This is a genomic window from Kitasatospora sp. NPDC101447 (assembly GCF_044767225.1).
In the GTDB taxonomy this organism is placed as follows: Bacteria; Actinomycetota; Actinomycetes; order Streptomycetales; family Streptomycetaceae; genus Kitasatospora.
The window spans coordinates 157183-164308 of the sequence record NZ_JBIWNL010000019.1; the positions used below are offsets into that span (position 1 = coordinate 157183).

General features: G+C 73.2%; 8 protein-coding genes. 5 read left to right on the plus strand and 3 right to left on the minus strand.

The window, feature by feature from the left end; all coding sequences use genetic code 11:
• The first annotated feature begins 12 nt into the window (after window positions 1-12).
• The 3 genes from ACIRST_RS25795 (at window position 13) to ACIRST_RS25805 (ending at window position 2561) form a co-directional block, all read left to right on the plus strand.
• Window positions 13-1239: an RNA-guided endonuclease InsQ/TnpB family protein gene (locus ACIRST_RS25795; protein WP_402804643.1), complete on the plus strand. Its 1227-nt coding sequence runs from the start codon at window positions 13-15 to the stop codon at window positions 1237-1239.
• Window positions 1240-1261: 22 nt separating this feature from the next.
• Entirely contained in the window at window positions 1262-1525 is a 264-nt protein-coding gene (locus ACIRST_RS25800) for a winged helix-turn-helix domain-containing protein (protein ID WP_402804629.1), read from the plus strand.
• 106 nt (window positions 1526-1631) lie between these two features.
• A complete protein-coding gene (locus ACIRST_RS25805) occupies window positions 1632-2561 on the plus strand; it encodes a RimK family alpha-L-glutamate ligase (protein WP_402804631.1) in 930 nt (309 codons plus the stop codon).
• A gap of 98 nt (window positions 2562-2659) precedes the next feature.
• Here ACIRST_RS25805 and ACIRST_RS25810 read toward each other — a convergent pair whose 3' ends face one another.
• Window positions 2660-3811 (minus strand): serine hydrolase domain-containing protein, encoded by a 1152-nt coding sequence (locus ACIRST_RS25810; RefSeq protein WP_402804633.1) that lies wholly within the window; start codon window positions 3809-3811, stop codon window positions 2660-2662.
• 219 nt (window positions 3812-4030) lie between these two features.
• On the opposite strand from ACIRST_RS25810, the gene ACIRST_RS25815 reads away from it, so the two are divergent.
• Window positions 4031-4636, plus strand: a complete 606-nt coding sequence (locus ACIRST_RS25815) for a DUF2306 domain-containing protein (RefSeq protein WP_402804635.1) — start codon at window positions 4031-4033, stop codon at window positions 4634-4636.
• 81 nt (window positions 4637-4717) lie between these two features.
• Here ACIRST_RS25815 and ACIRST_RS25820 read toward each other — a convergent pair whose 3' ends face one another.
• Together ACIRST_RS25820 and sigJ are read right to left on the minus strand one after the other, a co-directional pair.
• Window positions 4718-5098, minus strand: coding sequence for a hypothetical protein (locus ACIRST_RS25820; protein ID WP_350519434.1), 381 nt, complete (start codon window positions 5096-5098; stop codon window positions 4718-4720).
• A 248-nt stretch (window positions 5099-5346) separates the two neighbouring features.
• The gene (gene sigJ, locus ACIRST_RS25825; protein WP_402804645.1) at window positions 5347-6351 is read right to left on the minus strand and encodes an RNA polymerase sigma factor SigJ; all 1005 of its coding nucleotides are present in this window, start codon (window positions 6349-6351) and stop codon (window positions 5347-5349) included.
• Between the two features lie 204 nt (window positions 6352-6555).
• Between sigJ and ACIRST_RS25830 the strand changes: the two genes are divergently transcribed.
• Window positions 6556-7032 (plus strand): carboxymuconolactone decarboxylase family protein, encoded by a 477-nt coding sequence (locus ACIRST_RS25830; protein WP_402804637.1) that lies wholly within the window; start codon window positions 6556-6558, stop codon window positions 7030-7032.
• The last annotated feature ends 94 nt before the right edge of the window (window positions 7033-7126 follow it).

A 7126-nucleotide genomic window follows, 5' to 3' on the forward strand; every position in this document is an offset into this window, starting at 1 on the left:
ACGGTGATCACCGTGCAGCTCAGGTACAGCTTCCGTGTCTACCCGAACGGACCTCAGCGTTCCGCGCTGGCAAGGGCGTTCGGCTGTGCTCGGGTGGTCTACAACGACGCGCTTCGCGTCCGTGAGACCGCCCGCGCCACTGGGCTGCCGTTCGTCACCTCCGCCGAGCTGGGCAAGCAGCTCACCGCCTCCAAGGCCACTCCCGAGCGCACGTGGCTCGGGGAAGTCTCGGCCGTGGTGCTGCAACAGTCCCTGCGGGACCTGGACACCGCGTACCGGAACTTCTTCGACGGCCTCAAGGGCAAGCGCCCGAAGACGGGAGCACCCCGGTTCAAGTCCCGCCGCGACACCCGGCAGGCGATCCGGTTCACCGCCAACGCCCGATGGAAGATCACGCCGGGCGGTGACCTGTCGTTGCCGAAGATCGGCGACGTGCGGGTGAAGTGGTCCCGAGCCCTGCCGTCCGAGCCATCCACCGTGACCGTGGTCAAGGACAGCGCAGGCCGGTACTTCGCCAGCTTCGTCATAGACACCGACCCCGCCGACGACCTCGGACGCATGCCCGAAACGGACTCCCAGGTGGGGATCGACCTCGGGCTGACGCACTTCGCGATCCTGTCCGACGGCCGGAAGATCGACAGTCCGCGCTTCCTGCGCCGGGCCGAGAAGCGCCTCAAGAAGGCACAGCAAGCCCTCTCCCGCAAGGCCAAGGGCAGCAGCAACCGCGACAAGGCCCGCATCAAAGTCGCCCGCGCTCATGCGCGGGTGACCGATGCGCGGCGCGAGTTCCACCACCAGCTCTCAACCGAGATCATCCGCGAGAACCAAGCGGTTGCCGTTGAGGACCTGGCGGTCAAGGGACTCGCCCGCACACGCATGGCCAAGTCCGTGCACGACGCCGGATGGTCGGCGTTCGTCACGATGCTGGAGTACAAGGCCTCCCGGTACGGGCGCACCCTGGTCAAGATCGGCCGCTTCGAGCCGACGTCTCAGCTGTGCTCGGCCTGCGGCGCCAAGGACGGCCCGAAGCCCCTCAACGTCCGCGAGTGGACGTGCGCAGCGTGTGGGGCCGTCCTTGACCGGGACATCAATGCGGCGGTCAACGTCGCCAAGGCCGCCGGACTGGCGGTATCAGCCTGTGGAGCGCGGGTAAGACCGGGAGCGATCCCGGCACAGCGCGAAGAAGCAGGAACTCGCCGAGACGGTCAGCCGACCGTGGTAGGAATCCCCGGCCTTTAGGCCGGGGAACGGAAGTCAACCGGTGCGGGGCATCGGCACCCTGTGGGAGCCGGGCCCCGACACCGCCGACCTCGCCCCGGCCCTCGGCGCCACCCGCGCCCTGCTCCTCGGCCTGCTGGAGACCCCGGCGAGCACCCTCGAACTCGCCCGCCGCACCGGCCTGGCCGCCGGCGGCGTCTCCGCCCAGCTGCACAGGCTCGCCGCCGCCGGCCTCGTCGCACCCCACCGCACCGGACGCGTCGTGCTCTACGCCCGCACGAGCCGCGGCGAGGCGCTCCACCGCTGACACGGACGTTCTACCCGCCGGCCCAAGCACCCCCGGCCCCGGCGCCGGGATCCGGGCGGGTGAAGCGGTCTTGTCCGCCGCGGGGGCAGCGGTTCCAATGGCCGGTATGGCAGTGAGCGAACTCGTCCTGATGACCGATCACAGCTCGACCGAGGGCAGCCGCGACACGCTCGTCGCCGCCGCCCGCCTGCTCACCGGCCGCGATCCCGTCCTGCTGGACGCGCGGCACTTCACCCCGGGCGGCAGCGGCCGGATCCGCACGGACGGCGGGGAGTTGCGGCTGGAGGCCGACGGGGCGGGCGTGACCACCGACAGCGTGCTGGTCTACGAGATCCCGCCGCACCGGCGCCGGGACTTCGAACCGGCCCAGCACCGGCTGCACGAGGCCGGCGCCCGGTCCCTGGGCACGGACGCCGCGGCCTGGCGGGCGGCGACCGAGAAGGACCGCACCGTCGAGTGCTTCACCCGCGACGGCATCGCCCACATGCCGACCGTCACCCTCACCCGGCCCGGCACCCGGGAGGCCGCGGAGGCGTTCGAGCTGCTGGGCCGCGACGTCTGGGCCCGTCCGACGGTCGGCATGGGCGGCACCGACGTCTTCCACATCACCACCCACGCCCAACTCGCCGCCGCCGCACACCACTACGCCCGGGCGGGCGCCGGCTGGCTGATCGCCCGCGACGCCGGGAACTTCGGGCCGGACGGGCAGCGCCACCAGTACCGCGTCGTGGTGCTCGGCGGGCAGGTCCTGCGGGCGGTCGAGCACGTCCAGCCGGACCCCGACGCGCCGTGCAACGAGAGCCGGGGCGCCGTCTCCACCCGCATGGATCCCGGCGACCTGCCCACCGGCCTGGCCGACCTGGCCGTGTCGGCGGCCAAGTCGCTCGGCCTGCCGTTCGCCGGGGTGGACCTCGCCGCGGAGAACGGCGGCGTCGTCTTCGAGGTCAACGTCCACCCGGCGTTCGGAACGGACGGCGGGCTGGAGACCGTCGCCGTCCCCTACGTCGCCGCCCACCTGGCCCCGGCCCGGCCGTGAGCCCGTGGCCGGACCCGGTTCGTACGGCCCGAACGCGGGCACCCGCCAAGGCCGTTGCCCACCCGCGCCGGCCGAGGCTCACCCGCGACGGCCGAGGCTCACCCGTGCGCCGCGGCCCCGGCGCACAGGGCGTGGTCGACCAGGTCCCCGGCCGCCTTCTCCTGCTCCCGGATGTGCGCCTCGGTGTCGCCGCGCGCCTCCGACATGGAGACCACGACGCTGCGCCGGCCGTCCTCGGTGACGCCGTTGAGGGTGATGTAGCCGCCGTCCCCGCCCTCGTGGCTCCAGTACGTCCCCCCGCAGGTGAGGGGGCGTGAGACCAGGCCGAGCCCGTACCGGCCGCCGAGCAGCCGCTCCTGGACCTCCGGGCTCTCCTCGGTCGGCTGCTTCATCTCGGCCAGCTGCCGGGGAGGCAGCAGCCGGCCAGAGAGCAGCGCGCGGAAGAAGGCGTTCTCGTCCCGCGTGGTGGTGACCCACGACAGCTCGGTGGACACCGGCACCTGCACGGTGACGTCCTTCTCGGCGCCGGGGCCGTAGAACTGGTAGGCCTGCGCGTGCGGTCGGGGAAGGGTGGGGGTGGCGCCCGTCCACCGGGTGTGGTCCAGGCCCAGCGGGCGCAGGATGCGGTCCTCGATCTCCTGGTGGGAGGAGCGGCCGGTGGCCTGCCGGATGATCATGCCGAGCAGGACGTAGCCGGTGTTGGAGTAGCTCCAGCCCTGGGTGGGCTCCTGGGCCATGGCGCGCTCGACCAGCTCCTCGGAGCTGTGGACGTCGAAGCGCTGCTCGTCGTACTCCTGTGCCGTGTCGTAGCCGGGCAGGCCGGCGTCGGAGATGCCGGCGGTGTGCCGGAGCAGTTGGCGGACGGTGATCCGGTGGGGGTCGTAGTCCTTGCCCCACGCCACGTCCGGCAGCCACCGGTCGACCGTGTCGTCCAGGGACAGCCGGCCCTCGGCCTCCAACTGCAGGACCACGGTGGCGACCAGCGTCTTGGACGTGCTGGCCATCCGGAACCATCCGTCGGGGTCGACCGGGCGCCCGGTGTGCAGGTCGGCGGTGCCGCTGCTGACGACCGACGACCGGCCGTCCGGCCCGACCGCGCGGGCCTGCACACCGCTGATGCCGAGCGCGTGGATCGCCTCCGCGTCCCGGCTCAACTGCTGCGCGGGGGAGGAGCTTTCGGGCCGGGCGACGGCCGGGGCCGCGCCGGCGGCGAGCAGCACGGCGGCACCGGCCGCCACGGCGAGGCGCATTCGCAGATTCGATGTCCTGTGCGGAGTCATGGTCGGACGCTAACCAGCTCCGGCCGCCGCCGGTGCGTTCTCGGGTTCACCTCAGGGAGGATTGGGGGGACACCCCCATGGCGGAAGCCCAAGTGCCGTGCCCCGTAGGGGACATGAGGGTTCTTTGGGGGTTTCCCCTCGGGGTTGCCCCCGATGCCGGGCCCCCGCAGCCGCCACCACACTCGGGGCATGCGCATCACGCGGGCCGGTTGGGCCATCATGACGGTGCTGTCCACGTTGATCGTCCTGCTGTCGGCCAGGTACGCCGGCCTCGACCCGGACGACTTCTTCGCCGAGCAGCGCGCCACGTACCTGGCGCACGAACTGCCGCTCGCCGTCCACATATCCGGCGCGGTCCTCGCCCTCGGGGTGGGGCCGTGGCAGTTCTCGGCGCGCCTGCGCCGACGGTGGCCGCACTGGCACCGCCGCATCGGCGTCACCTACCTGCTGGGCTGCCTGGTCGGCGGGATCGGCGCACTGCTGCTGGCGCCGGTCGCCTACGGCGGCACGGTCGCCCGGCTCGGCTTCGCCTGCCTGGGGGTGGCCTGGCTGGTGACCGGCGGCACCGGCCTGCGGATGATCCTGCGGCGCCGGGTGGAGGACCACCGGCGCTGGATGGTGCGCAGCTTCGCGCTCACCTTCGCCGCCGTCACGCTGCGGCTCATGCTGGTCGCCGCCAAGACCGCCCAGCTGGACTTCCGCACCTCGTACCTGGTGATCGCCTGGCTGTGCTGGGTGCCGAACCTGCTGCTGGCCTGCTGGTTCACCCGCCCGCGCCGCCCGGTGCGGGCCTGAGCGGTCCCGGACGGCAGGGCGCCGCAGGCAGCAGGGCGCCCCGGGCCCGGGAGCCGGGGCCGGGGCGCTCGGGGCCGCGGGTCAGGGGGTGGTGCAGACGGCGGTCGCGCGGATCGACTCGTCCACCGTGTTGGTGTTGGTGCCGCGCACGACCCAGGCGCTGCCGCTCGGGTAGGAGTCGGTGAAGAAGATCTTGAAGGCGCTGGTCTGGCCGCCGCCGCCGGTGGGCACCTGGCCGGACGGACAGGTCACGGTGGCCACCCCGTTGGCGCCCGGGTGCACGACGACCCAGTCGCCGAAGAGCTGCGCGTGCGCGGCCAGCATCGAGGGGTCGGAGGCGGCCGCGTTGCCGGGGACGGTGACGGTCGGCTTCATGGCGGGCTTGTCGTCGGCGGCGGCGCTCGCGGCGCTGCCGGCCAGGAGGCCGACGACGGCGAGGGCGGTCAGGGCGAGGGGCTTCATACGGGACTCCTGAGAGATCGGGTTCCGGTTCCGGTCGACGCGGGGCGGCTCCCCGCATCGCACCCGATCCGTACCCGAACGACTCGGTCGGCCGCGGGAGGGCACGCCGGGCTACTCGGGAGGAGGAACACCGGCGCTCGGCCGGGCTAGCAGCCTGCTCGGCGCCGTACCGGGCCGCGGGGAGCGGGAAGTCGGCCGGTCCGACTTCCTGCTCCACGGCCTCTCCACAACTCCCGCTACTGCTCCCGCTACTGCTCCCGCTCCCGATCCCGCCGTCGCTCCTGCGGCCGCAGGCCGACGTCGGAGACCTCCCCGAGGTGGGCGAGCTTGTCGGGGTTGGACACCGAGTGGAACGCCCGGACAGCGCCGTCGGCGATGTCGAGCGCGATGACACCGGCGACGCGCCCCCGGGCGTCCAGCAGGACGGCGCCGGGCCGGCCGTTGACCCGGGCGTACCGCCGGGAGATGCCGAGCGAACGGTTGCGGTCGAAGCCGAACAGCAGCAGTCGGGCGACGCGCTGCAGGCCGCTGACGGACCTGCCGACCGCCCGGGCCTTGCCGCCGCCGTCGCCGTGGAAGACGACGTCGGGCGCGAGCAGGTCGAGCAGCGCCTCCAGGTCGCCGCCCTCAGTGGCTGCGAAGAAGCGGCGGGCGAGTTCGTCGCCCTCCGCGCGCCGCGCCGCAGTGGGCTCCGCGCCCGGACCCGGACCCGGGGCGAGGGCGGGGGCGGGGGCCGGGGCCAGGTGCCGGCGGGCCCGGGCGAAGATCTGGCGGCAGTTCGCCTCGGACTTGCCGGTCATCTCCGCCACCTCCGGGTACCCGTACCCGAAGGCCTCGCGCAGCAGGAACACCGCCCGCTCGGCGGGGGAGAGGGACTCCAGCATCAGCAGGAAGGCCATCGACAGCGCGTCGGCCAGCTCGGCGTGCTCGGCCGGGCCGCCGGGGCGGTCGGCGAAGGCGACCACCGGCTCGGGCAGCCACTCGCCGACGTAGCTCTCGCGCCGCACCCGGGCCGACTTCAGGTGGTTGATGCCCAGGCGGGTGACCGTGGTGGTCAGGTACGCCTTCGGGTCGGTGACGGCCGTGCCGGCCCGGTCGGCGCGGGTCAGGCCGAGGAAGGTGTCCTGGACGAGGTCCTCGGCGTCGCCGACCGAGCCCGTCATCCCGTAGGCGATGGAGAACAGCAGCGGACGGTACCCGACCGCCTCCGCGACCCCCGCACCCGCACCCGCCGTCTCCGCGACGCCCGCCACGTCCGCACCCGCCACACCCGCCACGCCCGCGACGCCCTCCGCCGCACGTGCCGCGCCCGTCGTCCCTGCCGGTCCCGCCATGGATCCCCCTCCCCGGCGCCCGTCCCGTCCCGGGTGGCGCACGTCACATCCGGGCCCTGTCACAGCCCGGACGGCTGCCCTGTCTCAGAGGGCAGCAACGGACAACGTACCGAGGAGCACACCATGGAAGCCCGTCTGAGCCCCTTCGCCAGCCCCGTCATGGGCAAGGTCTACAAGCACTTCATCGCCGCGAGCCAGGCCGTCACCGACGAGGTCCTGCCGTACGCCACCCAGGAGTTGGTGCGGCTGCGGGTCAGCCAGATCAACGGCTGCGGCGCCTGCGTCGACATGCACGTCAAGGAGGCCCTCCACGCCGGGGAGGACCCGACGCGCCTGAGCCTGGTCGCCGTCTGGCGGGAGGCGACGGTGTTCACCGACGCCGAGCGGGCCGCCCTGGAGCTGGCCGAGCAGGGCACCCGGATCGCCGACGCGGCCGGCGGGGTCGGCGACGAGGTGTGGGAGAACGCCGCGAAGCACTACGACGAGGAGCAGCTCGCGGCGCTGGTGTGCGTGATCGCGATCATCAACGCCTTCAACCGCGGCAACGTGATGACCCGTCAGCCCGGCGGCGGCTACGAGGTCGGCAAGTACCACCTCTGAGAAAGTGTTGGGTAATCGGATGATTACTGGTTCTTGAGGTCGTCGGCGAGGCGGCGGGCTGCTTCGGTCTCGATGGGGCCGCGCGGTTCGACCT